Consider the following 25,339-nt stretch of genomic DNA (forward strand, 5'->3'; position numbering starts at 1 on the left):
GTGAATTTAATTCCCGAAGCAACTACGTTAAATTAAATACGATCCAATGGGAAAAGCAAAACTAACCTCACTCTTCATCCTTCTTTCAATCATTGGTTTGAACCATATTTGCGCTCAGCCTGTAAGCAGTGCCAGCGATAATCTGGTGACACAACCGGTAACCGACCGAATAGTCTTATATAATCTTTCGGATGAAGGAGTTTCATTACCCATTACGTGGGGATTGGATCTTGCATGGTTAAGTGTAGATAATATCCGGCGCGGTGTTGCCTTTATGGGGTCTGACCGGGTGGATGTAGTAAGATCTTCCTTTATGCCGACCAGTCCATTGCTAAACGGGGAGCTGCAAGGAGAAGCACTCACAAACACAAATCAGCGCATGAATATCATTGATACTTATCTGGGGACAAATACGCAGGTAGTGCTTAATTGCGATCATCCCAGCGTTGACTCATGGTATCTGGGGAATGCCGTTAACTGGGCATCACTAATTGATGTTACCACAAGAATGCATCAGGAAAGAGGCAGAACAGTAATTTCTGTTTCACCTTTCAATGAACCGGATTATGGCTGGGGCCAATATACAGGATCAAACGGAATGTCAGATTTTTATAATATCGTTACTGAACTTAAAAAGAATTCACGGTTCACTAATATCCGTATTTCCGGTGGTAATACTTTAAACTGTGATGAGGCTCTGAGTTGGTATAATTACATAAATCCTGCCGGATTAACAGAGGGAAACACCCATCAGCTTGCCGGTAGTTTCGATAAGTATGCCAGTTTTTTTCAGGCAGTAAGAACTAACGGGGATCACGCTACTGCTGATGAGTTACATAATGTAATGGAGGCCATGGTTGGCGTTGAATATGGTATGCAAACCGGCATCTGGTGGGGAACTGCTGAATACGCACGTAGTGAATTTGTAAAAGCCAGCGACGGCACAAGATTAGGTTATGCTGAACACAGACCCAATTGGACGGCAGCTTCAGTATACAGGGGACCGGATGGAAAGGTACAGGCCTTCGGAGGGACTTCTGAACGCCAGGCTGTAACAACCTCATATCGCTTTGTTTCAAAGGACAGAGATGTGTATTATAATGGCTATGGTCCACAACGTGAATATACGATGGAATTACCTGGAGGAACCGGGTACCAGCAAGGCCAGACCAATGCAGAAAACGTGGTGAATATTACCTGGGGAGCCGATATTCAACCGATAATTGACGGGCGTTATGTTATCGTGAACAGAAATAGCAAAAAGGTCATGGAAGTGGCTGGTGGATCAACCAGCAATGGGGCAAATATACAGCAGGGAACAAGCACTGGTGCCACTTACCAGCAGTGGAACGTAACACCTGTTGATACACGCATAGGTGGTGATTTCAGTTATTTCACCTTTACTGTTGCTAACAGCGGTAAATCTGCAGATATTTACAACTGGTCGCTTGATAATAGTGGCAATATAGCTTTGTGGGACGATACCAAAGGTGCTAACCAGCAATGGTACCTGGAATATGCTGAGGATGGTTGGTTCTATATCCGTAGCCGACACAGTGCCAAATGCCTGCATGTAGCAAACGCCAGTTCTTCTGCCGGAGCCAATATTATGCAGTGGGAAAAGAACGGACAACCTGCCCAGCAATGGCGTTTCATTCCGGTTGGCTCACCGGTGGAATTTACCGCTCCCGATAATCCGCAGAATCTGGTCGCTACGCCACAGTCTGAATCGGTTCGGCTAGACTGGTCGGCAAGCACGGCTACTGACTTAGCAGGTTATGCTGTATTACGTGCACAAACATCGGATGGTGAATATAACACCATTGCCAAAAATGTAACCACCACGTCGTTTGTGGATAACACAGCAACAATAAGTGGACAATATTTTTACAAGATCAAAGCGGTTGATAATTCACTGAACAGCTCCGACTATTCAAATGTAGCCTCAGCTACTGTTTCAGATCAGAAAGCACTGGTGGCTAAATATGAATTCGATGGCAATATCAGGGATGAATCTGAAAACATGAACAACCTTGCAGCTTACAGTGATGTCTCATATACAGATGGAAAAGTTGGAACACAGGCCCTGGTGTTAAACGGTGATGATGACTTTATACAGATGTCGGCGACCATAGTCAACCAGCAGGAAATAACAATTACTACATGGGTATACTGGGGAATGGTAGGCCTGTGGCAGCGCATTTTTGATTTTGGAAATGGCGAGGATGAATACATGTTTTTAACACCTCTGACCAATACAGGCAAGATGCGGTTTGCCATTAAAAAAGGGGGGACTGAACAAACTATTGATATCGGAAGACTAAACTATCGTCAGTGGACACATATTGCGATAACAATTGGATCTAACAGCACACGCTTATATATTGATGGCGTTCAGGTGGCAGAATCGACATCAGTGACCATTAGCCCCATGGATTTTAAACCGGTACTGAATTACATTGGTCGCAGTCAGTTTGCAGGTTATCCTATGTTTGGTGGTTATATTGATGATTTCAGAATTTACAATTATGCACTATCTTCTGATGAGGTTGCTGCCATTGAAGGCGGTTATGATGCGGTTAAAAAAGTAGATCACAATTCAGATACCCTGATCATCTTCCCAACACCGGCTGATGATCTTGTATATCTAAGCTATAAGTCAGGTTCAGAAAATGCTACAGTTTCCATATACCAATTGAACGGAAAACTTGTGAAGACTGAAATACTAAAGGACGATGAACTGAATGTATCCGATATGCCTTCAGGGATTTACATGCTTAAATACAGTAACAATGAAACTACACTTGTAAAAAAGCTGGTAGTAAGGCATTAAACAATAGAAGCGACAAATATTCCAATGTCCCGGTTAAGCGACCGGGACTTTTTTCCTTTACACCAACTTACTGTTATCGCCGGATATACAAATCCGTTATAAATTTCAACTGTTAAATCTGGAGTTATATAATTACAACTTTCGAGTTGATTATCCCGTCGTCAACCACTACTCTGACAATATATGCTCCGGAATGCATTCCAATATATGTTGATCTGTTGTGCAGATCATGCTCGGTTATAAGGTTTCCGGTTAACGAATAAATTTTCACAAATCCGGCATTGAATTCGCCATCGATCGTCACCCTCACTTTTTCTCTCATTCCAATTATCTGAATCAATGGATTTACCACCACCTTTGTTACAGGTGTATTTGTATTACCTCCTACAAGTTCCAAACGAAAGTCGTCGGCTTTAAAACCACCATAAACCCTCGATGAACTTGCTCCTGTACCGGCAGTCCCATCGCTTTTTAAGTTGCCGGATCGAATCCCGAGCTTTAAAGAATCACCTTCATTCAGCGTTACCTTTACAGCCATCTCGCTTAAAAGTGCTTTCGACATACCGGAAACCGGCGTATTGCCAGCAAACGTATTGGTTTCACCTTCCGTCAGGTTCGACACGTAATCGGCCTCATTTCCATAATACTGCACATTATTGTTGGCAAATAACCGGACGTTTGTAATGTATCCTGACATCGCAGCCAACTTACACCGAACAATATAAGTTCCTGCCGGTAATTCATCTACAACCTGATAAAGCTCAAACTTTGAAGGCATGGCATATGGCGATTGATTCACATTGTACCAACACATATTCGCCCCTTCAAAATTTGTTGCATCGTTGTTGATGCCAAAAGAATTACCCGGCACGTAGCCAGTCTGACTCCACGCATACGGTGTTCCTCTTACAACGCTTCCATCGTTTAACACACCTGCAGATTTATACTCGAAACCCGGATTTTTCAGATAGGCTGTATAGGGACTCTCACTGATTGTAACCACTGATAACGAACTGATCACCAATCCCGGATCAGAAAAATAAATCCGAACTTTGATGGTCTGATCAGCATTACTCTGGTATTCGCTCGTTCCCACAGCATATTGGTTAATGACGTTTTGGGACCACTGACCCGATGTAGCAGCTGTTGCAATATCTACAAACGCAGGTGTCTTCCCCGCAACAGATATGGCATAGCGCAACTGCATTCCGGGATATAACGGGAATGAAGGAAGACATTTAACGCTAATATTATTACTGCCTTTTACCACAGGAACATCATACTCCACATAGGGCGCTGAACTGATATTAGATGCTGTATAAGTTGTCATATTCATTGGCCAAACGGTAACGGCACAGCCGTTTTCGCCCAGTCCGTTAATGGTATTAATATCTGTTCCCGATTTGGCAACGAAATTCTGGGCTGGAATGATGATGGTGCTGTCTTCAACCAGCGACACGCCGTTAGTGTTGATGTTATCCGCGGTGGCTACCGTAGGTTGGTAAAACTGTGGCCGCTTACGTGGCGCATAGTCCATCATTCCGTTCCATTTACCACCGGAAATTCCCGTATTGTATTTATTGGTCAATGAAATGATATTCTGATAAGCTACCCTGGATTTATCTGAATAAATCAGTGCATCTGTATTACCTTCAGATGCCAGTTGAAGACTTTTTCTGGCATATAGAATCTTCTCGTTCATGCTGGCTGCTCCTTCAACAGGATAAGCAATCAACTGAAAATATGCATCTTTCAGCCTTTCGGGAATGGAAGCCTCCACATTCTTTGACATTTCAACGAGTTTTGAATAATCAGCCAAACGCTTTTCCATTTCCTGGTTAGAATACGAAATTAACGCTACATGCTCAGGTTTTCCCGATGATGCCAAACGATAGTATTCCTCTTTAATCCCGGCTATCTTATCAGCAAATTCGTTTCCAAATGTCTCGGCTGCCCATTGTTTAGAATAAGACCAGGCATTATCGGGAGTCCAACTGCTTTTATCCCATGCCATATCCATTGCAAACTGGAACTCCATCTCCGCCGGCTTAATATCTCCTACATTAAACACCCAAAGATTTTTGGCATTTAACTCGTAGGCTTTACTCATCTCAAAGCTGATTAAAGAAGGTGAAGTGGTGGATAGCCAGAGATAATCTTCCGGGCTTCCCCAATAAGACAAATGATAATACACACCTGCACCACCGCTTCTTTGTTGCTCTGCCGGATTGGACAACTGACGAATGTATCCAAAATTGTCATCCACCCAGGTCAAAGTAATATCATCTGCTAAGTTGAGCCCAATATTATATAAAGTGAGCGCTTCCTTATATGGGCAAAACATCTGTGGAACCTCTGAGGCCGGTTTCTCCAGATAGGTTGTAAGCAGATTCCTCTGAGTCGCAATAATATCCTTTAATGCATTTGCCTTATCCTGATTAGTGGAATAACCGGTCATACCACTATCGTGTACACCCCGCATTCCTGTAGTATAGACAGCATCGTTATTTTTTGATTCAACAACCCGTGTTTTCCAGTAATCCGTTATCAAAGCGCTGTTTGTAGCCCAGTTCCAGTTAGAAGCAGGATAACCCAGATTATTTAACCATTCATCCACATTATTTCTCAACATGGGTTCGGCGTGGCTTGACCCCAAAACAATGTCATACTTACGCGCCATCTCAGGATTCCCTGGATAATACCAAAATGCTTTCGTACAATCGTGCATGGCAGGCCAAATGTAGTTGGCTTTCAAACGCAACATCAGTTCAAAGATTTTCGCATAAGTATTCGGGCCAATATCCTTAATACCGGTATCCATATTTTTTGCCGCCCAGGGATTTAATCCCCAGTCTTCGTCATTAAGAAACATACCTCTGAACTTTACCGAAGGCGGACCAAAAATACTTTCTCCTGCCGTTACATACAATGAGGATTTTGGTTCCGGAGTAACATCGGCCCACCAAACCCAGGGAGAGACACCCATCATTCGTGATAATTCAAAAACACCGAAAGCTGTTCCTCTCGGATCACTACCAAAAATAACTAACGCACTTTCAAAGCCTTCAAAAGGATTGCTTACTACTGAAATGCAAAATGTTTCCCATTTGCCCTGTACATTATCTATGGAAATTTTACCAGTTGACGCCAACGAGTCTATTAATTTTGATTGTCCCAGGGTTCCTATGATTACAGGATATGATATGTCATCAAGCTTTTGCGTTATATCCAGCGGAATTCCTGTTATCGAATTTACATCATGACTGAAAGCAGAAGCTGCAACAGCAACAACCTCAGCATCTGATGAATCAATCACTACAGTAGCTGCAACATTAGAATTATCAACAAGAGGAAAATCCCCGGCAGCCCCTGAATTTGTAACTTTTACAGGTTCATGATTGTTATTTGCGAACGCATAAAAAGTGAAAAAGACCAAGACGCAAAGAAAAATAACTCTTTTTACCAGATAGTTCTCCTTGAATTGAACGAATGTTAATAATGAATAGGATTTAAACATATAATTTCTATTAGTTTTTATACAAAAGATTATACGCTGTAAAATTAATATACCTCAGCATAAATTTCATATCAGATTATACAAATACATTATCACAGCCTGCCATTTATCGGCTCCATTGTACGTAATAAGAGTCACCTCTTTGCCTGAGCAAAGGTCATATTCTTTTTGAATTAATCCTAAAACAGTTGGGTATTATAGCCTTTTATTCAATAATTAACCAAAATTTATACATCCAGTTATTAATGAACTATTTTACCTAATCGGATGAGACCACATGAAAAAAAGACATAAGATGCATATGATCAAAATAATGCCATTTTCGAATACTTTCTTTTTGCTTCCTTTTAATTTCGTTACCTTTGCGTCCTAATTAAAATACGCACATGACAGATTTAGAACGCCGTAATATAGAAGCGGCTATTGAGGAGATAAAAAACGGGAAAGTGGTTATTGTAACCGATGATGAAAACCGTGAAAACGAAGGAGATTTTATTGCTGCTGCAGAAGTCATCACGCCCGAAATTATCAATTTTATGAGTAAGGAAGGACGCGGTTTGATTTGTGCACCACTATCAGCAGAACGATGCAGGGAACTAAAACTGGACCTGATGGTCACAAAAAATACCGCGTTGCACAATACAAATTTTACAATATCAGTTGATTTGCTGGGACACGGCTGTACAACGGGCATTTCGGCTCATGACAGGGCTAAAACCATTAACGCTTTGGCCGCAGACGAAACCAGACCGGAAGATTTTGGACGTCCCGGTCATGTGTTTCCCATACAGGCGCATCCCGAAGGCGTTATGGCCAGACCCGGACATACTGAAGCTACCATTGAACTGGCAAGACTAGCCGGCTTAAAACCAGCAGGTGTATTGATTGAAATTATGAATCCTGACGGTTCCATGGCACGTTATCCTGATTTAGTAAAATTATCTGAAAAGCTGGGAATTAAAATTATCACGATCAAACATCTGATTAAATACCTCAAATCACATAACTCCTAATAAAGTTAACCATGCTTCCTAATCAACGCCGCGAAAAGATTCTTGAAATGATCCGGGAAGACGGACATGCCAAAGTATTGCAGCTGAGCAAGATCTTCAAGGTAACGGAAGTTACGATTCGCCAGGACCTTGAAAAACTTGAAAAAGAAGGTTTTGTTGAGAGGGAACATGGCGGTGCTTATCTGAAAAACATTGGTTTGAACGTAAAAAACTTCGCCCTTCAGAATCAGGAATTTTTATTGGAGAAAGCAGCCATTGCTGTAAAAGCCGTGGAATTTATCAACGATGGAGATATTATCATTCTCGATTCAGGATCCACCACAACTGAGATTGCCAAACTGATAAAAGGCTATAAAAACCTTACAGTGATCACCAATGCACTGAATATTGCGCTCATACTTGGCGTTGATCCGGAAATTAACCTGGTGGTCACAGGCGGTGAATTTAAGGCACCAACGCTCTCTTTGACAGGTGATAAAGCAGCCGTTTTTTTCAACGACCTTCATGTAGATAAACTATTTCTGGCCACTGCCGGCATCACTTTAAAATCAGGACTCACTTACCCAAGCATAAGCGATATTGTTGTAAAACGCGCCATGATTGAATCGGCGAATGAAGTATTTCTTGTAGCAGATTCCAGCAAAATTGGTAAAAGCTCTTTTGCCAGTCTTGGCGCCTTATCACTCATTGATTACATAATTACAGATTCCAGTATCGAAAAAGATGAAGTGGAAATATTTAATCAGAACGATATAAAACTGATTATTGCATAATTTAATCAGCGTGCAACTTTAAGTAGCATTCTCAAACTCCCTCATTATTAAATTTTTCTGTATTTTTGAAGTATGGCAGTGAAAATTGACATAGAAAAATTGATTAAGGATACCGTAATCCAGATAGCTCCTGAAGCTACTGTTATTCTTTATGGTTCAATGGCACGCGGTGATTTTAATGAAAATTCTGATGTGGATATTCTAATTCTTCTTAATAAGGACATTGTAACAATGGAGGATGAAAAAAGGGTGAAATACCCGCTATATGATATTGAATTTGAAATCGGTAAAATTATCAGCCCTCTGGTACTGTCTAAATCGGTATGGGAATCAAAGCATAAAATTACTCCGTTTTATCAGAATGTTATGCGTGAAGGAATTGTTTTATGAATGAACAGGATAAAAAAGAACTCGTTAAGTACAGAATTGATCGAGCTAAGGAAACTTTAAAAGAAGTTGATATCCTTGTTGAAAATAAACTTTGGAATACTTCTGTAAATAGATTATATTATGCTTGTTATTATGCTGTTACTGCTCTGTTGATATATACCGGTATAAATACCCAAACGCATGCCGGTGTCAGGCAAATGTTTGGACTACATTTTATTAAAACCGGTTTGATCCATAAAGATTCCGGGAAATTTTACACTGATATTTTCGATAAAAGGCAAACAAGTGACTACGATGATTTCGTCGTTTTTACTGAAATAGAAATAAGAAGCATGATAGCACCTGCCCATCAGTTAATCGAAGAGATTATTAATATTATTAAGCTTTAAAGATTTTATTTAAACCACACATATTCTTTCTTTTATTTTCGATTTTTTTCTTTTATTTTTGTTTTCGAAAATAATTCATTAATTAACTGACATTAAAAACCTCATAATCGCCTTATTTTGAGTATTAAAAACTACATAATAGCCATCGATCAAAGTACTTCGGCTACTAAAACCATTCTTTTTAACAAACAAGGGAAACTGGTATACAGAACTACAGTACCACATAAGCAGTACTATCCACAACCCGGTTTTGTGGAACATGATCCTGAGGAAATTTTTGACAATACACTGGAAGGCATTTTTAAAACACTAAAAGAGGTCAATATCCGTGAGGATGAAATTGATGCTTTAGCCATCACTAATCAGCGTGAGACCGTAATGATATGGGATAAAAATTCCGGTAAACCGGTTTACAATGCTACAGTCTGGCAATGCCAGCGAGGAGCTCCGTATTGTGATCAGTTGAAAGAAAAAGGTTACGGTGATATGATCATGCAAAAAACCGGTCTGATCATTGATCCCTACTTTTCAGCAAGCAGGCTTCACTGGATCATGCAAAATGTGGTAGGACTGAAGGAAAAGGCAGAAAAGGGCGAGCTATTGATGGGAACCATGGATACATGGTTGCTGTGGAAACTCACAGGAGGTAAAGTCCATGCTACGGACTATTCCAATGCCTGCCGCACGATGTTGTTTAACATCCACACATTAGAATGGGACAATGAGCTGATCGCGCTGTTTGGCTTACAGAAAAACATGTTTCCTGAAGTTAAATTCAGCACCGATATATTCGGTTATACCGATCCTGAAATCATTTTCAAAGAATCGCTTCCCATAGCAGGGTTGCTGGGCGATTCGCATGCTGCCCTGTTTGGACAGAACTGTTTTGAGCCGGGCATGGCAAAGGCTACTTACGGAACCGGTTCATCCATTATGATGAATATTGGAACCGAACCATTAAATGCGCCTGATGGTCTGGTCACCTCCATTGGTTATGGCATTGACGAAACAATATATTATGTGTATGAGGGAAATATTCATTGTACCGGTGACACATTAAACTGGCTAAAAAATGAAATTCAGCTAATTAACGATGCCTCAGAAACAGAGCCTCTTGCAAGGTCTGTTGAAAATAATAACGGAGTATACCTGGTACCTGCGTTTGTGGGTTTAGGAGCTCCATACTGGGATAATCAGGCCAGAGCCTGTTTATCCGGGATGCCACGAAATACAACCAAAGCTCACATCGTGAGGGCCGCTTTGGAAAGCATTGCCTACCAGGTAAAAGATCTGATCAGCCTGATGGAAGAGAAAGGTGGTATCAACCTTAAAGAACTCAGAGTGGATGGCGGTCCGACCCGGAATACATTTCTGATGCAGTTTCAGAGCGACATGCTGAACCATAAGGTCGTCCGTTCCGAAATTGAAGAAGTTTCTGCATTGGGTGCAACTTATATGGCAGGTCTGGCAACCGGATTCTGGAAAGATACTGAAGAGATAAAAGCCCTCCGTGAAAAGGCTCAGATATTTGAACCAAAGATGGAAAAGTTCGAGACTGAGAATTTATATAAAGGCTGGCAAAAAGCTGTTGAGCGTGCCCGGTTGTAATAATAACCGCCTCTCTGTCTGCTATCACAGACATCTCCCTAAAGGTGAGAATTAATGCTTTAGTGAACGTTTTTACAAAAGAAAACAAAGAATATAAAATATAGCAATCATGAAACTAAAGAAACAAACGTTTGGTGTGATCATAGCCACACGCAACATTTTTAACTACAAACTTGCGGTTGAAGCGCGTCAGAAAGTTCTGGCAAAGTTTGAGAAAATGGGTTACGGAACAGTTATTCTTCCGGAATCTGAAACACCAACAGGCAATATTGAGGGTTATGCAGATGCCGTAAAATGTGCTAAGCTTTTCAAGGAAAACAGTGACATCATTGAAGGTATCATTGTAGTACTTCCAAACTTTGGCGATGAACTTGGCGTGGTAAACTCCATTAAATTATCAGGATTAAATGTACCGGTATTGGTTCAGGCCGTGGACGACGACAACGATAAGGTTGATGTTAAAAGCCGTCGTGATGCATTCTGCGGGAAATTGTCTGTTTGTAACAACTTCTACCAGTATGGTATAAAATTTACTGACACCATTTACCATACATACAGTCTTGACGGCAAGGAATTCACGTTGGATATTGAAAAATTTGCAGGAATCTGCCGGGTAGTGAAAGGATTAAGCAACCTTCGCGTAGGTGCCATCGGAACACGTCCTATTGGTTTCCAGACCATGCGTTACAGCGAGAAACTATTACAGAAATATGGTATAACAATAGTTCCGGTTGACATGTCGGAAATTATTGCTGCCGCTGAAAAAATTGATTATGATGATCCGGCTGTAAAGGAAAAAGTGATTGCCATTCAGGAGTACGGAGCATGCGAGATCGGCGCTAAAACCAAAATTGCCAAACAAGCCCGTTTCGGATTGGCCGTTGAACACTGGATCAATGAGAATGACATCGATATTTCTGCATTACAGTGCTGGGAATCCATCGAAAAAAACTATGGATGTGCTGCCTGCGTGACCATGAGTATGATGGGTGAAAAGCTGATGCCGTCGGCCTGTGAGGTTGATGTGGCCGGAACCATTTCGATGTATGCTCTGGCACTTGCAGCAAAAACACCTTCTGCCATCCTCGACTGGAACAATAACTTTGGCGAGGACCGTAACAAGGTTGTATGTACTCACTGCAGTAACTACCCGAAATCATTCTTCCAGAGTGATATTGAAATTGGCAGCCTTGATGTACTGGGTACTGTTCTGGGTAGTGAAGATACCTTTGGAGCTGTAAAAGGAAAAGTGGCAGCAGGTGATATGACCTACTTCCGTATTTCAACAGACGATAATAAGGGCATCGTAAAATCATACCTGGGTGAAGGAACCATGACGGATGATCCCTATGGAATGGATGGGGGAATTGCAGTAACTGAAATCCCGAATCTTCAGGATTTAATGAAATATATGTGCAAAAACGGTTTTGAACATCATGTGGCCATGGTTCGCGGCAGTGTACAGGAAATTCTGGAAGAAGCCATTGGAAACTATCTGGGTTGGGATCTTTATGTACATAAATAAGCATTGAAACAGCAGGGACGGAAAATTAAAAGAAATGAAGCAATATACAGATCTGGAGTTACAGCTGAAATCTATAAAATACAGAAAAGCACTCCTCAAATATATCAAACTGGCAAAAGCCGGGCATACCGGAGGTGATTTGTCATGTACGGATATTCTGAATGTTTTGTATAACGATGTTCTGAATGTATCGCCTGATACCATTTCGGATCCGAACCGGAACCGGTATATACAAAGCAAGGGACATTCTGTGGAAGCACTCTATGTGGTTCTGGCAGATCAGGGCTTTTATCCTGAAAGCGATCTGCAGACTTTATGCCAGTACAAATCGAAGTATGTGGGGCATCCTACCCGGAAAATACCGGGCATTGAATTTAATACCGGAGCTTTGGGCCACGGCTTACCGATAAGTGCCGGGATAGCGCTGGCAGCAAAACGCGACAAGGCACCCTACAATGTATTTACTATGCTGGGTGATGGTGAACTGGCTGAAGGATCAAACTGGGAAGCAGCCATGATGGCGGCACATTACAAGCTGGATAATCTGGTGGCTATACTCGATCATAACACCCTGCAAATTACGGGGCACAACCATGAGGTATGTGACCCGAATCCCATCGATGAAAAATTCGCTGCATTTGGATGGGAAGTGGTTTCCATTGACGGCAACAGCATATCAGAGTTGAGAAAGACGCTCCATAACATTCCTGCCAAAACCGGCAAGCCAACATTTGTAATCGCCAATACCACCAAAGGGAAAGGGGTAAGCTTCATGGAACATGTCAAAAAGTGGCATCACGGGGTACCGTCAGATGAGGAATACAAGGCGGCCATCGAAGAACTGACTCTGGCAGAAGATGCCTTATCGAACCAATTAATTGAAAGCTAAGTAAGTTGAATCACAGATTCAGTCTTTAATTCTAAATGACATGAGTTTAAAACCATTAGAAACAGGAAAAGCAAACCTGGAAATATATTCTGCCACGTTAATTGAGCTGGGCAAAAAAGATAAAAACATATACGCTGTGACCAGTGATTCACGCGGATCCGGAAAACTGGGCCCGTTTGGTGACCAGCTACCGGAACAAATTGTGGAAGTTGGTATTGCGGAACAGAACCTTGTTGGCGTAGCTGCCGGTCTGGGTTCAACCGGGAAAAGTGTGTTTGCCACGTCTCCTGCATGTTTTCTGGCAACCCGGTCCCTGGAACAGGTAAAAAACGATGTAGCCTATTCCAATATTCCGGTCACATTGGTGGGTATTAGCGCCGGTGTGAGTTACGGTGCCCTGGGCTCAACCCATCATTCACTCCATGATGTTGCGGCTTTGAGAGCCATCAACAACATTCAGATTGTGGTACCGGCCGATAACTTTGAAGCCCGGGAAGCTGTAATTGCTGCATCGAAATCCGATAAACCTGTCTTTCTGAAATTCGGAAAGAAGCCGATGCCGCATTTACCGCGTACAGAGCAGAAATTTGAAATCGGCAAAGCATCAGTGATATGTGAAGGAACCGATGTAGCATTTATTGCCTGTGGTGAAACTGTGGCTCCTGCTTATGAAGCGGCCCGATTACTTGAAGAAAAAGGGATCAGCGCAGAAATCATCAGTATGCATACCATCAGCCCGCTGGACACGGAAGCAATTATCAGTTCTGCCAAAAAATGTAAAGCTGTTATTACAGTGGAAGAGCACAGCGTACACGGCGGTTTGGGTGAGGCTACTGCAGCAGTTTTAATGCAGAACCAGATATATAAACCATTCAAAATTGTAGGTATTCCGGATGAAGATACCGTAACCGGATCGCAGGTGGAAATCTTTAACCATTACGGTATCTGCGGTGAGGGTTTATCACAAACAGCCATTGAATTGTTAGGATGAAATAAAATACTGATCCGATGACCTTCGAGTCAACGGATCAGTTATGATAGTTCATCGGATCAGTAACTTACCATTCCAGGTCTTCTTCCTTTGCTACATCAACATTAACTAAAAACTCCTTCCGCAAACCTTTATATTCGACATATGAAGAAAACTCCCATTCTTCAGGAAATTCAACTAACCTTGCCTTAACCGGATTAGAATGAATATAATCAAAGCATTGCTGAGGATAATTTTTCTCTGGTAAATCAATATTCAAATAGGTTCCAAAAGATGAGTTAAAATAAGATGGGCTAACGCCTTCATTATTCGTAAGACATACTGACTTTGTCTTAGGTCTGAATAATGCATCGCTGGTTTCTTGCTGTTTATTTATTGCACGGGTATAAGATCGTAACATAATTGCAATCGAATCATTTAAAGTTCTATACGATAAATCATCAGATGACTTCGAGTCATCTGATGATTTACACAGCGTTATATCGCTAATTTTAAGCATAAGATGAAAATGATTCGGCATTAAACAATAAGCCAGAACGTCCGCATAAGGCAAAATGTAATTCCTTATCTTTCTCAGAAAATAGTTGTAATTCTCACTATTAAAGAAAATCTGCTGTTTATTATTTCCCTGATTAAAAACATGGTAAAGATGACCTTTTTCAAAATACATAATATTAGGTTTAGTTAATCCAGATAACAAATTGTGTTTAGCAGGCAACCAAAGTTACAAAAATTCTAAAAACAATCTACTGATCCGATGACTTCGAGTCATCGGATCAGTTAAACTCTTGCTAATTACCTAAAGAATCAATATCTTGGTCTGGATTTATAACCTGAAACGTTTGTGATGTACCTGTTTATTATAACTTCCAAAGCAAAGTTTTCAGATGCTAATCATTCATAATTATGACAAAGCGATTATTAACTGTGCTTTCAGTTTTCATATTCATTTTTTCTGTAAAAGCTTACTGTCAGGATGTTTCCTTCAATGAGCAAAAAGGCTTTGTTTTTAGCGGACTGGCCATGAGACTGAAAAATGAGGTTCAGTTGGCTTCAATTGCTGGTTATAAAACCGGCAAGGTTATATTCTTTGCAGGATTCGAATATGACGAATATAAATTCTCATCCAGTAATGGTCTTTCCAGCGGTATTTATTTTTATCCCCATCAAAATAAAAGAAAATTAAAAGTATTTTACCAGTCATTTTTAAGTTACCGCTGGTTAACAGATCATCACACCCCTGTTTCATATGTTGCATCACATCACTACCATGTAAATATTGGCACTGGTTTAGAATATTATATAAAACCAAACTTTGCTATCGGTATCGACACCAGCTTTGGTGTTGGTCCGTGGCAGGATCTTTGGGGTTTCAGAGAAGATATGAGTTTTAAGTTAGGATACAAACTATCACTCAAGTATCTTCTTTTTAATAAAAAAACATCTGATTAATAGGCCAATCTGAAGACTTGAAATCATCGAATCGGTTCCGGCTTGCCGGATTATTGTATTTTTACCTCAAACTTTACAATCATGCCAAAAGCCATACAGGATTTATACCCGGAAAACCTTGCCCATTGTTACGGATGCGGAAAAAATAATCCACAGGGATTGCACCTGAAGACCTACCTGGTGGACAATGAAACAATTGCGCATTTTACACCTGATTCTAAGTATACCGCCATTCCGGGCAGTGTGTACGGTGGATTGGTCGCCTCATTACTGGACTGCCACGGCACCGGTTCTGCTGCAGCTTTCATCTGCCAGACTGAAGGTATTCCGTTTGAATTGCCCATCCCTGTGCGTTGCGTGACTGCTTCCCTAAAAGTGGACTTTAAAGCCATGACACCGATGGGTGCTGAACTTGAATTAAAAGGGCATCTTAAAAAAATGGTAGGCAGAAAGGTTTGGGTGGATATGACCTTATCCGCCAATGGAGAAATCTGTGCCACTGCTGAAATGCTCGCCATTCGATTGAAAGAATAAAATTATTGAAATGTTATAGAGACGCTATTAATCGCGTCTCTACCTTATTGCACATTACACAAACTATCAATACCCTGATTTCCTGAGAATCATTTACCTGTCTTGAAGTTAAAAGTAAATTGCACATTTAATTTGCATATCAAATCTGATAATATAATAGCGAATATTAAAATATCAAATAAATGATAAATCATTCATAATACTATTTTATAACAAAATATGCATGATATATCATTCTATAATTATTCTTATTGAAATTATTATGTATATTTGTATGACATAACATTCAAATACAAATAAAATCGCCTTTTATGAATGATAAATCATCTATAGACTGGAAAGCAATGTCAGATAAATCGCTAATGAAGACCATTGGAAATTTCATACAATCACATCGCTTAAAACAAAACAAATCGCAAGATCAAGTTGCATCAGAAGCAGGAATGAGTCGTTCTACATTAAGCTTACTGGAAAGAGGAGAAAAAGTAAGAATAGATAGTCTTATCCAGGCATTAAGGGTTCTGGATTTACTGTATATAATGGATATATTTAAGGTTCAGGATCAAATCAGTCCGATTGAATACGCTAAGCTTAAGAAAAAACAAAGAAAGCAAGCTTCTCCCAAAAGAAATAACAATATCGACAAAGAAGATATAGGATGGTAGATGTAGCAGAAATCAAAATCTGGGGCGAATTGATAGGGGCAATTCGCTGGGATGAATCGCAGCAATTAGGATATTTTCAATATGATTCAAAATTTATTCAAAAAGGTTGGAATTTGTCACCGATTAAAATGCCTATCGCTCAAGGTTCTCGAATTTATAGTTTCCCCGAACTACGAAAAGGACGCAATGAAACGGAAGATGCCTTTAAAGGGCTTCCCGGATTATTGTCTGACTCTTTACCAGACAAGTACGGAAACAGGCTGATTAATATATGGCTAGCCCAACAAGGTAGGTTAGAGAACAGCATGAACCCCGTTGAAAAACTGTGTTTTATAGGTAAGAGAGGAATGGGCGCGATAGAATTCGAACCAGTACAAATAAAAACAGGAATAAGAAGTTTCTCTTTAGAGTTGGACAGCCTGGTTGACGTTGCAAAAAAAATGCTCAATAAACGTGAGGCTTTTTTAACCAATTTGCGACAGGATGAAGAAAAATCAATGATGGAAATATTAAAAATAGGAACTTCAGCCGGTGGAGCACGTCCAAAGGCCGTCATTGCATATAATCCAAAAACAAAAGAAGTAAGATCAGGTCAGGGGAATGTACCCAAAGGCTTTGAACATTGGTTGCTTAAATTAGACGGTGTAAGTGGAGAACAGTTTGGAGAAAGCTCTGGTTGGGGGCGGATAGAATATGCCTATTATCTCATGGCAACTGACTGTAAAATTGAGATGAGCGAATGTCAGTTACTGGAAGAAAACGGAAGAGCGCATTTCATGACCAAACGATTTGACAGAGAAGAAAACGTGAAGCATCACATCCAATCACTTTGTGGCCTGCAACATTATGATTTCAATGACATGTATGGATACAGTTATGAACAGATCTTTCAAACCATGCGGTTATTACAATTGACTTATCCAGAGGCTGAGCAAATGTTTCGGAGAATGGTATTTAATGTACTGGCGACCAACTTTGATGACCATACAAAGAATTTTTCTTTTATTTTAAAAAAAGATGAGAAGTGGAAGCTGGCTCCGGCCTACGACTTATGCTTTTCTTTTGATCCTGCCAATCACTGGGTTAACAAACAAACATTAAGTGTCAACGGGAAAAGACTTGGAATAACTAAAAAAGATTTGATGACTATAGCCATAGACAATAACATTAAAAAAGCAGAAAAAACAATAGATGAAATTAACTCGATAGTGACATTCTGGCCCAAATACGCTGAGAAAGCCAGAGTAAGAAATGATTTAAAAAATAGAATTCAACAAAATCTAAATACATTGTAAGAGGGACATAATGATCAATTCATGCCTAAAATTTGGAAAAACCTGTGCCACGGCAGAAATGCTTGCGATTCGATTGAAAGAATAAAAGCTTTTTAATTCGTAGAGACACGATAAATCGCCGTCTCTACCTTATTGCACAATACACAAATAATCAATATCTTAGTTTACAGTAATTACAAAGCCGAGACTTCAAATGAGAAAGAAATACTGGTTCATCTTTATCCTTGTTCTTTTTACTGTATTATCTTCAATGCTGGGTTATTTCTATATCCAGAAGAAAAATGAATACAGACAAATTGCAGGGGTAAAATATTATAATTCGACCGATATTTCCAATTTGGCTGTACTGTGCAAGATATGGGGTTTCGTAAAGTATTATCATCCTTCTGTTGTTGAAGGAAAATATAACTGGGATGATGAACTGATAAACATGATGCCCAAAGTTTTGAAATCTCACAACAAAGATGAAAGAAATCTGATGTTGTCTGAATGGCTTGCCTCACTGGAGAATTTTGAACAGGAAACGTTGCCGGAATTATACCCAGACAGCGTAAGAATGTATCCTGATCTGGATTGGATAACAGATAAAACAGAATTAGGGACTCTTTCAGATCAACTTGAACGAATTAAAACGGCAAAAAGAAACTTTAAAAAAGATAAATTTATCCAGTATTCCGATAACACCATAAGCGGTGAAGCAGAGTATAACGACCCTGCATATCCGGTAACGGAATACCGCCTTCTTGCTTTATTTCGATTCTGGAATGTTATTCAGTATTATTATCCTTACAAATATCTAATCAGTGAAAACTGGCACAAGGACCTTATAGAATTCATTCCTAAGTTTATTGATGCAAGAAATGAACTTGAATATAAGCTGGCTATTTTAGAACTTATAACAAAGCTTAATGATACACATGCCGGAATGGGATGGAACAACACAATTGAAAAGTGGAAAGGAGAAAATATAGCTCCTTATCAGGTTTCATTTGTTGAGGGGAAACTTGTAGTTACAGGTGTTTACGCCGTACGTGACACAATTAATACAAATCATTCTATTCAGGTTGGAGATGTTATTCTTTCAATAAACAAAACACCAGTGGAAAACATTATCGCCGAAAAAATCAAATATACTCCCGGATCAAATTATACTGCACAGTTGCGTAGAATAGCAGATTTCATTTTAAGGACCAATGAGAAAAAAATGTATGTAGAATATCAACACGACGGAATACAATTAAATACTGTCGTTTCATGTTACACTATGAACCGGGTAAACATTACATCAAGAATCCAAAGAAAGGAAACGCTTTTTAAAACAATTGGTGACAGCATTGGATACCTGTATTTAGGAAGTACCAACGGTGGTGTAGTACCTCAAACCATTGATGCCAAAGGTTTAATTATTGATCTAAGATGTTATCCGGTATATGATAAGATTGGGGGATATATGGATTACGCTCTGCTTTATACAAAACCTCAAGTATTTGTCAAGTTTACAATGGGCAATTCCAAATTTCCGGGCTTATTCCAATACTTGGGTGAACTAACTGCAGGCTCGGAAAATCCCAATGCCTATAACGGTAAAAAGATAATCCTGGTAAATGAAGTTACGCAAAGTCATGCAGAGTTTATAGCAATGAAATACAGCGTTGCAGAAAATTCAATTATTATTGGCAGTACTACTGCTGGTGCTGATGGAGATGTAATATCCCTTAAAATGCCCGGAGGCATTAAAGTCATGTTTACTGGAGCAGGTGTGTATTATCCTGATGGCAGGGAAACGCAGGGAGTTGGCATTGTTCCTGATATTGAAGTAAAGCCAACTATCCAGGGCATCAAAGAGGGCAGAGATGAAGTACTGAACAAAGCAATTGAGCTTATATCCGAGGATAGGTAATATTATAAGGCTAAAAGTTAATTGCCAAATTACATAGAAATAGAGAAGCGATAAATCGGTGGCTCTACTGTTTCGTTTCTTCTGATTGATCCGTTTTCACTTTCCCTTTCAACCCATTCAACACTTTTTGGCTTACCTTAAAAATAGTGCCGTGCTTATGGCCTTTGGGTAAGGATACCTGATCGGATATATTGGTGAAGGTTTTAAAGTCAGTCGTGCTGACTGCTCCGTATTTATAGTCGCCATACTGATCGAAATAGATCAGGTACTTATCGCCTACTTTAGCCACAGTGGGACCTTCGGTTTTAAAAGCCGTAAAGCGTTCCGAGAAATCAGAATATGGCCCCAGTGGATTTTTGGCAAAGCCCACCAGAATATTCCGGTTTGGACGGGTGTTATCTTTAAATACAAGTACATAGTCTTCCTTACCACGCTTTACAATGGTACCATCTATGCAACTAAAGCCCGGATCGAGAAACAGTTTGGTATCCGAAAAGGTTTCAAAATCTTTGGTGGTCACATAATACATGCGGTGATTATTGCGCTCCTCCTCTATCCCCTTTTCAAACTTATATGGAATTGTGGAAGCCCACACAATAATATACCGGTCACTGTCACTGTCGTAAAACAATTCCGGCGCCCACACATTTACCGTGGATGTATCGTAATCCATCACTATAATGTGTTTTTCAGGCGACCAGTTGATCAGGTCTTTTGAACTGGCGTAGCCAAAACCATAATCCCCACGCCATGAAGACGTCCACACCATATGAAAAGTACCATCCGGCCCTTTCACTACCGACGGATCCCGCATGACCTTCTGGGTACCCACTTCCGGCCTCAACCATGGTCCGCCCAGGTCGTTCCAGTGGTAGCCATCCTCGCTATACGCCAGATACAGGCCTTCTGTAGCCGGTTCACGAAAGGTGCTAAACATGTAATATTCTTTTTCGGGTTTGCAGGATGCAAACATCAGCAGCAACAAAAACGATAGCAATACGGTGTTTTTCATGATGGTATTTACAGTTTTTATTAAAAATTTAATTTATATTCATTCTTGTCCGGTTAAAAACCAATATTAGTTAATGATTCTTCGCCTCATTTTATTACGCTCAGAATGACAGTCTCATAGGGACTTTATATTGGTAAAACCAGATCTACACCTATTTTCACGAGTCCCTTCCGGGACGTAATCGATAAACACCTGGATCTATCGCAAGCTAATGATTATCAGTGTTTATCCCTGTATACACAATTCTCCAGATTACACAGACTGCACTGGTAATCATGAAACTCCACATTCCGTCCAATGCCAAATACACCGCTGATGGATTTTACCGGCATCATTAATGCCGATGGTGTCAGAGACACGCCACAAACCGTACCGCCAAACAGATCAAACAACTGATGCTGATCCTTCACATTCCAGTGGCAATAGCCCGGACTGTAGCGGTTGGTGATCTTCTCACCATCACTCTCAACTCTCGCTCTGACCTCTTCCTGCAACTTATCGCCCACCGCTTCTGCAATAGCACTGCCAATTACATCGTATATATACCCCAGAACCGGATCATCACCCTTCAGCAGGCTGTCCGATTTGTGACTGATCGTTTTTCCTGCTGTACATACAAAAAATGCCAGTCTGTCTGATCCTTCCAGTTCCTTTTTTATGGTTTTTCCAAGTTTAAATACTTCACCGTTTATGCCAACGGATATCCGGCTGCTTTCAAAATCCGGAGCATCAGCAATAACAAAAGCACCCTTAATATCCTTCAGCATAAAACAATCCGCCAGAGCCTGATCCAGATAAGTGGGAAATGGTTCATAAAAAGAATCGGCATCATACCCCAAATCTTTTATGATGGATAACCGGTCGATTTCCAGTTCCTCAAATGTATACTGTCGTTCTGTTATCATGCTTTACAATATTCGTCAAATACCACCTGAAGATTCTCATCTTTCCTGAAATGCCCGATAATTACAAACTCGGTATTTCCACTATAGTCACGGATCGGTTCTGTATTCAAATCTCCCATCACACCCTGCATCATAAGCGTATTTCCATCATTCATTTTCACGTAACCTTTACACCGCATACAATCTGTTTTGAACCGGTCAAAAAAAGCCGTCAACTTCTCCCTGTTAATGGGTTGATTACTCCGTATTACATACGAACCAACATCCGGCCTTCCCAGGGCTTCATTCTGATCCGACGGAAACAGGTTCAATGCCTTTTTCTGCGTATCCAGACTGATCTGTCCAAAGGTCCCTTTCATGATTCTTGCAAAGGGATTTATGGTCCTGATTTGTTCCATCAGTTCATCCGTGTTTTCCACCAGATCCACTTTATTCAGAATAATGGTATCGGCACTTCTCAACTGGTGATCCAAACGCAACTTAAGAGCAGGAACTTTGTCAAAATGTTTGGCGTCAACTATACACCACACATGATCAAGATATACTTTCCCCGCCAGTTCTTTCGACTGAAAAATCTGACCAACACCAATGGTATCCGAAAGTCCGGAGGTCTCCATTAACAATAAATCCGGGTTATATTTTTCAATAAATTTAAGCAATGAACCAACAAATGAACCCAGCAAACACACACAAAACACCGATCCGTTATTGATCTCCAGAACATTATATTCACCATGCCGTGTAAATTGCCGGCCATCAATATTAACCGGTGAAAACTCGTTCTGAATGATGGCAATATGCTGGCCTGCACCGGCCTTTTTCAGGTAGTGCGTAAGAAACGATGTTTTACCGCTTCCCAGAAATCCGGTGACCAAATGCAGGGGAATGCTCATCAGAACTGTTTCTTTATGGCTTCAACTATAGCGGTTCGAGGCGGAATCTGACTGATGAATTCCACCTTCCCGTTGATGCAGGTTGTGGGTACGTTTTGCACACCCAGCGCCAGCATCATCTGAATGCCTTCCTTGTCTTTTATTTTGTGTTCAATTACTTCTACTTTATCACCAAACTCAGTTGCTGCATGTTTTACAGCTTCAACCATATACTGGCATGGCGCGCACGAGGATGAATCTAAGGTTATGACATCCACTATGACTTTACCATCCACAAAATGGCCATCCAGGCTCAAAGGTTGTAAGGATGAACTGTGCTCCATTTCACGGGTCACCTGGCGGACATAATCGTCATACACCACCTCGGTGACAGCCTTAAGATTTTCAACCGGTGTATTCATCGGCAGGTCACATCCAGGCGCCAGAATAAAACCTTTTGTCCCGCCCTGATCGAGACAGGTTACGGCTTCCTTTTTGGAATCCATCTCATTACCAAGCAACAGCACGCTGGTCAGTTTCATATTACCACCAAAGCTAATGCCCTTTTTCAGCGCAATATCCTTTACAAAATCCAATGGAATATTTTCATCTATGGAAACATTATCCGGTTTGCAGTCGCACATTACTTCAATGTTTTGCTGTGCATGACCGCAAACAAAAAAGGAACTGTATTTTCCCTTTGCCCGTATGGCCTCAAATACTTTCGTCGCAAAAGGACTTACGAAGGTTTCGAAGGAGATAGGATCGATCTGGCTCGTCATCGGATCAACCACGGCAATCACGTCACAGCCAGCTTCCATAAGCAGTTCAGCATGCCAGATTCCAACCTTTGCACAAAATTCCATCAGCTCGTTCACATAGTCCGGATCTTCAAAAAGCTTCATGAAAATATCGGTTCCCAACAGATGCAGGGCCAGGGTAAAGGGTCCGGTAATAAGGCCGTATACAGCCATATCAGGATGTTTGCTTTTCAATTGTCTTGCAGCTTTCAACACCACAGGAATTCGACCATCCGTTGCATTCGGAAGTTTAAGATCGCTCAGTGCAACGCCCTCATTCAATGGATGTGAAACCACAGCAGGCGGATTATCTTTACTCCAGGCCAGTTTACATCCCAGTATCTCAGCTTCTATCTGCAAATCGAAAGCCACAGGAATGCCATCCGGTTTATACCATTCAATGGCTTTACTGATCCCGTTCACAATGTACTCAGCACTTTTCAGATAGGCTTCAGCATCCACTTCGATCAGGTTTCCGCCGTGAACACCCACAAAAGGCACCCATGGGATGCGTTCTACCTCCTGGAGTTTAAACGCCTGCTCCAGTAACTTTAATCCGTTCATGTTAAGCTACTTTACTGTTTAAAAACTCTACCAATGCCTGAGGATCAGGAGAATAATTGTCGGCACCAATCTTTTTGCAAAAGTCATTATTTACCGGCGCACCACCAATAGCAATCAATGTATCAGGATGTGATTCCTTTATCTCTTTTGTAATCCGTTCCATGTTGGCCATGGTTGTGGTCAGCAATGCAGACAGACCCACAAATGCTCCCGGATTTTCTTCCAATGCGGCCAGAAATTTATCGGTATTGGCATCTGTTCCAATGTCCACTACTTTGTAGCCGTTTCCTTCCACCATCATGGATACAAGGTTTTTACCAATATCGTGCAAATCGCCCAGAACTGTGCCAATGATGAATGTACCTTTCTGTTTGGCAGCTCCCGAAATAAAATAAGGCTTCAGGTGAACCATGGCTGTACTCATGGCTTTTGCCGACATCAATACCTGCGGTACAAATATTTTATTCTCGCGAAATTTTATACCTACTTTTTCCATGCCCGGCATCAGTCCATCCGATAAGATCTCCTGTGCACCAATACCGGCATCGAGGGCCTGTTTTGCCAACTCATCTGCACCATCCTGATCCTTCATCTGCGGAGGATATGGCGAGGTTTTATTTATTTTTCCGAATTCCACACACTCGGCCAGTTTTGTCAATAATTCATTCATAGTTATCCGTAATGTTGTGATTATTTCTCCTGTTCTTTTTTCAAACGTTCATGCCACTCCTTGCTGGCTTTATTCAGATCATATCCCTCTTTTGAAAGGTAATTATTGATCCGGCCTTTATATTTGCCAAACCAGGCATGCTTCTCTTTCGATGATCCGGCATCCATAGCCTTTTCACGTGCTTCCACCAGGGCATCCATAATATATTTCTTCTGATCCTCCGTCAAATCTGGTAACATGTCGAGATAGCCATTATAAGTGTGAACCAGTACGCTGTAGGTCATCCCATTTTTAACTGCATCCACTTGTTCAGGTGTTAACTCTCCGGACAGATTTTCTATGTAGGCATCGTGATACTTTGCAATCTTTTTCTCCGTTTTTACTCTCAACTTGCTAATCTTTGCAGCTTCTTTTTCCTCATCCTTCGTCCTTTCTTTGATAGTTTTAATTGATGCATCACGTTTATCGTAGGTCTTATTCAGATCGTAATACTGCTGAGCAATCATGTCTCTGATCCTGTCAAACTTTTCCTGATCTTTAATATTCAGTGTTTTAACGATCTTTTCTGCCCGCTGGCTGACAACACCCCAGTATTCCTGATCTTTGTGTTTTTTTGCATTAGCGGTTGAACCAAACATCCCCAATCCAAAGATCAATACCAATAAAATACTAATTTTCTGTTTCATCATTATATGTTTTTATGTTACTTTCTTAATTCGTTAATATCATCGTAACTCGGTGA

General features: G+C 40.7%; 22 protein-coding genes. 14 read left to right on the forward strand and 8 right to left on the reverse strand.

Annotated features, from left to right (window positions below; translation table 11 throughout):
• Positions 1-46: 46 nt before the first annotated feature.
• Positions 47-2,833, forward strand: coding sequence for a LamG-like jellyroll fold domain-containing protein (locus ACE01N_RS11700; protein ID WP_380588858.1), 2,787 nt, complete (start codon positions 47-49; stop codon positions 2,831-2,833).
• Positions 2,834-2,957: 124 nt separating this feature from the next.
• Here the strand turns inward: ACE01N_RS11700 and ACE01N_RS11705 are convergent, their stop codons facing one another.
• Complete coding sequence (locus ACE01N_RS11705) at positions 2,958-6,350, reverse strand: glycosyl hydrolase 115 family protein (protein WP_380588861.1); 3,393 nt, start codon at positions 6,348-6,350, stop codon at positions 2,958-2,960.
• A 386-nt stretch (positions 6,351-6,736) separates the two neighbouring features.
• On the opposite strand from ACE01N_RS11705, the gene ribB reads away from it, so the two are divergent.
• The 8 genes from ribB (at position 6,737) to ACE01N_RS11745 (ending at position 13,928) form a co-directional block, all read left to right on the forward strand.
• Complete coding sequence (gene ribB / locus ACE01N_RS11710; protein WP_380588864.1) at positions 6,737-7,363, forward strand: 3,4-dihydroxy-2-butanone-4-phosphate synthase; 627 nt, start codon at positions 6,737-6,739, stop codon at positions 7,361-7,363.
• Between the two features lie 11 nt (positions 7,364-7,374).
• Positions 7,375-8,136, forward strand: coding sequence for a DeoR/GlpR family DNA-binding transcription regulator (locus ACE01N_RS11715; protein ID WP_375729891.1), 762 nt, complete (start codon positions 7,375-7,377; stop codon positions 8,134-8,136).
• 72 nt (positions 8,137-8,208) lie between these two features.
• Positions 8,209-8,526 carry a nucleotidyltransferase domain-containing protein gene (locus tag ACE01N_RS11720; RefSeq protein WP_380588869.1) on the forward strand — a complete coding sequence of 106 codons (318 nt, stop codon included), beginning with the start codon at positions 8,209-8,211 and terminating at the stop codon, positions 8,524-8,526.
• Positions 8,523-8,915 (forward strand): HEPN domain-containing protein, encoded by a 393-nt coding sequence (locus ACE01N_RS11725; RefSeq protein WP_380588872.1) that lies wholly within the window; start codon positions 8,523-8,525, stop codon positions 8,913-8,915. Before ACE01N_RS11720 ends, ACE01N_RS11725 begins: the two co-directional genes overlap by 4 nt.
• Before the next feature lie 117 nt (positions 8,916-9,032).
• Positions 9,033-10,523: a glycerol kinase GlpK gene (glpK, locus tag ACE01N_RS11730; RefSeq protein WP_380588875.1), complete on the forward strand. Its 1,491-nt coding sequence runs from the start codon at positions 9,033-9,035 to the stop codon at positions 10,521-10,523.
• 109 nt (positions 10,524-10,632) lie between these two features.
• Entirely contained in the window at positions 10,633-12,048 is a 1,416-nt protein-coding gene (locus ACE01N_RS11735) for an L-fucose/L-arabinose isomerase family protein (RefSeq protein WP_380588878.1), read from the forward strand.
• 34 nt (positions 12,049-12,082) lie between these two features.
• Positions 12,083-12,937: a transketolase gene (locus ACE01N_RS11740; protein WP_380588881.1), complete on the forward strand. Its 855-nt coding sequence runs from the start codon at positions 12,083-12,085 to the stop codon at positions 12,935-12,937.
• A 40-nt stretch (positions 12,938-12,977) separates the two neighbouring features.
• Positions 12,978-13,928 carry a transketolase family protein gene (locus ACE01N_RS11745; RefSeq protein WP_380588883.1) on the forward strand — a complete coding sequence of 317 codons (951 nt, stop codon included), beginning with the start codon at positions 12,978-12,980 and terminating at the stop codon, positions 13,926-13,928.
• Positions 13,929-13,995: 67 nt separating this feature from the next.
• On the opposite strand, the gene ACE01N_RS11750 is transcribed toward ACE01N_RS11745, so the two are convergent.
• A complete protein-coding gene (locus tag ACE01N_RS11750; protein WP_380588886.1) occupies positions 13,996-14,598 on the reverse strand; it encodes a transposase in 603 nt (200 codons plus the stop codon).
• 236 nt (positions 14,599-14,834) lie between these two features.
• Here ACE01N_RS11750 and ACE01N_RS11755 point away from each other — a divergent pair, with 236 nt between their 5' ends.
• The 5 genes from ACE01N_RS11755 (at position 14,835) to ACE01N_RS11775 (ending at position 19,774) form a co-directional block, all read left to right on the forward strand.
• Entirely contained in the window at positions 14,835-15,380 is a 546-nt protein-coding gene (locus tag ACE01N_RS11755) for a hypothetical protein (RefSeq protein ID WP_380588889.1), read from the forward strand.
• 81 nt (positions 15,381-15,461) lie between these two features.
• On the forward strand, positions 15,462-15,914 hold the full coding sequence (locus tag ACE01N_RS11760; protein ID WP_380588891.1) for a PaaI family thioesterase: 453 nt from the start codon (positions 15,462-15,464) through the stop codon (positions 15,912-15,914).
• 311 nt (positions 15,915-16,225) lie between these two features.
• On the forward strand, positions 16,226-16,579 hold the full coding sequence (locus tag ACE01N_RS11765) for a helix-turn-helix domain-containing protein (RefSeq protein ID WP_380588894.1): 354 nt from the start codon (positions 16,226-16,228) through the stop codon (positions 16,577-16,579).
• Positions 16,573-17,874 (forward strand): type II toxin-antitoxin system HipA family toxin, encoded by a 1,302-nt coding sequence (locus ACE01N_RS11770; protein ID WP_380588897.1) that lies wholly within the window; start codon positions 16,573-16,575, stop codon positions 17,872-17,874. The genes ACE01N_RS11765 and ACE01N_RS11770 overlap by 7 nt, the downstream gene beginning before the upstream one ends.
• Positions 17,875-18,067: 193 nt before the next feature.
• Complete coding sequence (locus ACE01N_RS11775) at positions 18,068-19,774, forward strand: S41 family peptidase (protein WP_380588900.1); 1,707 nt, start codon at positions 18,068-18,070, stop codon at positions 19,772-19,774.
• 64 nt (positions 19,775-19,838) lie between these two features.
• Here ACE01N_RS11775 and ACE01N_RS11780 read toward each other — a convergent pair whose 3' ends face one another.
• The 6 genes from ACE01N_RS11780 to ACE01N_RS11805 all read right to left on the reverse strand — a co-directional run bounded on the left by ACE01N_RS11780 (position 19,839) and on the right by ACE01N_RS11805 (position 25,283).
• On the reverse strand, positions 19,839-20,786 hold the full coding sequence (locus ACE01N_RS11780) for a glycoside hydrolase family 43 protein (RefSeq protein WP_380588903.1): 948 nt from the start codon (positions 20,784-20,786) through the stop codon (positions 19,839-19,841).
• 218 nt (positions 20,787-21,004) lie between these two features.
• Positions 21,005-21,691, reverse strand: a complete 687-nt coding sequence (locus ACE01N_RS11785; RefSeq protein ID WP_380588906.1) for a vitamin B12 dependent-methionine synthase activation domain-containing protein — start codon at positions 21,689-21,691, stop codon at positions 21,005-21,007.
• The gene (locus tag ACE01N_RS11790; protein WP_380588909.1) at positions 21,688-22,584 is read right to left on the reverse strand and encodes a CobW family GTP-binding protein; all 897 of its coding nucleotides are present in this window, start codon (positions 22,582-22,584) and stop codon (positions 21,688-21,690) included. Before ACE01N_RS11790 ends, ACE01N_RS11785 begins: the two co-directional genes overlap by 4 nt.
• Positions 22,584-23,927: a uroporphyrinogen decarboxylase family protein gene (locus ACE01N_RS11795; protein WP_380588912.1), complete on the reverse strand. Its 1,344-nt coding sequence runs from the start codon at positions 23,925-23,927 to the stop codon at positions 22,584-22,586. The genes ACE01N_RS11790 and ACE01N_RS11795 overlap by 1 nt, the downstream gene beginning before the upstream one ends.
• Position 23,928: 1 nt before the next feature.
• Complete coding sequence (locus ACE01N_RS11800; protein ID WP_380588915.1) at positions 23,929-24,597, reverse strand: cobalamin B12-binding domain-containing protein; 669 nt, start codon at positions 24,595-24,597, stop codon at positions 23,929-23,931.
• 20 nt (positions 24,598-24,617) lie between these two features.
• Positions 24,618-25,283, reverse strand: coding sequence for a DUF3826 domain-containing protein (locus ACE01N_RS11805; protein ID WP_380588918.1), 666 nt, complete (start codon positions 25,281-25,283; stop codon positions 24,618-24,620).
• Positions 25,284-25,339 lie beyond the last annotated feature (56 nt).

This window comes from Quyinboa ferrireducens, from assembly GCF_042436675.1.
GTDB lineage: Bacteria > Bacteroidota > Bacteroidia > Bacteroidales > UBA5342 > JBHJHP01.